At 54.5% G+C, this 2,705-nt stretch carries 2 protein-coding genes; both read left to right on the top strand.

From position 1 onward, the window contains the following. The first annotated feature begins 269 nt into the window (after nucleotides 1-269). A complete protein-coding gene (locus A9513_RS22935) occupies nucleotides 270-1,772 on the top strand; it encodes a toxin-antitoxin system YwqK family antitoxin (RefSeq protein ID WP_141678489.1) in 1,503 nt (500 codons plus the stop codon). Between the two features lie 230 nt (nucleotides 1,773-2,002). Next, nucleotides 2,003-2,647, top strand: coding sequence for a UvrD-helicase domain-containing protein (locus A9513_RS22930; protein ID WP_065327791.1), 645 nt, complete (start codon nucleotides 2,003-2,005; stop codon nucleotides 2,645-2,647). Nucleotides 2,648-2,705 lie beyond the last annotated feature (58 nt).

Below are 2,705 nucleotides of genomic sequence, written 5' to 3'. Positions count from 1 at the left end.
CAATTGGAAATGCCCGATTGAGGTCATGACAGAGGTAGTGGCGTTGCAGCATGATGCACCTGCTTCAATCCAGTAACCGTGTTGCACTCAGCTTCTGCAACCGCCCAGACTTTTCCTTGCACCTGAGTGCGCCCTGCATACAGATCCTTGGTGCAAGTGCGAGTCATTGGAACATTACTGGCGAACGCGCAGCATCAAATTGACATCAGCCCTTTGAATCGCCCTAAACTGCGCAATCTTGAGCCTGCCAGACCGGTACTAACCGGCCCATGAATAAGGAGATTCTGGTGTTAGAAAATACCCGCCGTAGTTTTGCCTTGAGCACAATCGCCATAGCTGCCCTTAGTCTTTCTGGCTGCTTCGACGAAGAGGTCGATGCTCGCCAAACCCAGGATATCCAGGGTCTGATCTACAAGGTGCATGCAGACGATCCCTTTACTGGCCGCGTCCTGAACTACCCGATGAATTTTCTCGGTGTCATCAGCCTCGGCTCCTGCGCTATGGATATCAAGAAAGGCCTGCCTGACGGGGAAGTGATCTGCTCTGACAACAACGGCAAGGTGCTGGCCACTGGGGAGTTTTCTGCCGGCAAACGCAACGGTAAGGACGAGAAGTTCGATCCTGCGTCCGGCAAGAAGACATTCTCTGGCAACTGGGCCAACGGCCTACAGGACGGCCTTCAAGAGCAGTTCAGTCCCAAGACAGGAGAGAAGATTCTCGAAGCTCACTACACTGCAGGTAAGCTGGATGGCCGTGAACGTGCCTGGGATGACTCAGGTAAAACGCTGATCGCTGATCTGGAGTGGACGGCAGGCAAGCGGACTGGCTTCGACAACCGTGGCACGCAGATGCGTACGTACCTAAACGACCAACTGCACGGCACTCAGAAAACGCTCAGTATTGCCGATGGCCACTTCTACATCGAAAGCGAGCAGCATTACTTCAACGGTGTCCAGGATGGCGTTCAGAAAAAGTTCACGCCGAAGGGCGAAGTCACCGAGTTGAGCGTGTTCGAAAACGGCAAAATTCGCTCTCGTACCATCGACAAGTACAGCTACAGCACTGGCAAGCGTGAACATCACGTGAACCTGCTTGCACTGAGCGACGATGTAAATCAGTACATGGACAGCGACATGAGTAAAGACGGGGAGGAACAGTACTGGGATGACAACGGCAACGTCATCCGAGAGTTGCAGTGGGACAAAGGCCGTCTGATTAAAGCTACCGCGACTGTCTGGGCTGCGGGCAATAAAGATAGTGAATACCAGGGAGTCACTATCGAAAACTACGGCCCCACCGGTGTAGTCAAAGATGGTCACGAGCGTCTGTTCGACAATAAAGGCGAGCTCAAGGCGATCATCGTCTGGAAAGCCGGCGTTGTGAAACAGTTGCTGTTGACTCTGCCGCCGGAGTTGAGTGCCAAGTACCCCGGCAAGGTGGCTCTGATTCCGGACAGAAATCAATGGCCATGGCCTGTTCGTGACGAGCGCGATTTCGAAGAAGCCAGCACCTACTTTGGCGACCGTTTCGTAGCCCGATTCGAGCAGTTGGTAGACATGCCAGCACCTGGTCAGGTCGCGAACGCAAAATCCGACTATGGCCTGGAAGTGAACACCGACGAGCTAAACACCGTTGCATCGGCAGAAGCCTCCAATAGTGACGTCGATGCCTGCGTGCAGAAGAAGTCCGATGCAGTACACGCCGAAAACACCGAGGCGCTGGTGACTCACGACATGCTCGAAGAGTTCACGCAAGAGTGCCAGGTGCACTGACTCGAAGCCCCCCTGAGGAGCCCATCCTAGAAAGGATGGGCTCCTACTTAGTATCTCGCCCGAGCGTAGGCCGGGGATGTCTATCGTACCGGGGGTAGTCCATCCACCTAAAGTCAGTGTCCACTTAGCCCAGGACAGACCAACCGGCCAGCAGTATCTCTCAGGCTAGGCGGCGGCCAGCACTCTACCGGAAAGAATGGTGTTCCTCGTTTCAAATTGGGCAGCGAGCGATGTCAGAGCGGACATACACGAAAGAGCAACTGCAGGTCATTGAGCACCCGGGTGCCCACGCAATTGTGGCGGCAGTAGCCGGCTCGGGAAAAACCGAGACACTGATCGGCCGCGTCAGACATCTCCTGCGAGACTTCAGCCCAGCCCATATCGCCGTAGTCATGTTCAATAGGGACGCCGCCCTATCGTTCCGGCGGCGATTCGAGCAGGCAGTCCAAGGTACTGCGCCAGAAATCAGAACGTTCAACTCGATGGGCAACAAGATCGTCAATCGACTTGTCCAGAGTGGGTTGCTCCCAGAGGCCAGGATAGAACCCAAGGATCATCTGCGGACGAAGATTGCCAAGGACGCTTTTACGCGGGTTTTTAAAGCCATCAACGGCAGCAACGTCACACCAGACAAGGAGCTTATAGATGGATTCATCTCCTTTTTGCTGCTGGTCAAATCGAGCACGGATAACCCCGAAGACGTGTTCGAAGCACGCCAGTACAGCTCAATGGCCAAAGGGTACGTCGAGGCATTTCATCTCTATGAAGAACACCGAGCGCAGCTGAAAGTCAGGTTCTTTGAAGACCAGCTGTACGACCCCGTCAAGCTGATGCGGGTTCTACCCCATTTCCACGGACGGTTTGAAAAGGGCTGAAAACTTCAAATCTTGCCGGGCGACTCTACGACGCATTCGTGGGTTGTGAAACCGCTCG

Source organism: Pseudomonas sp. AU12215 (genome assembly GCF_001675465.2).
GTDB lineage: Bacteria > Pseudomonadota > Gammaproteobacteria > Pseudomonadales > Pseudomonadaceae > Pseudomonas > Pseudomonas nitroreducens.
This window is presented reverse-complemented; position numbering and strand designations above follow the sequence as displayed.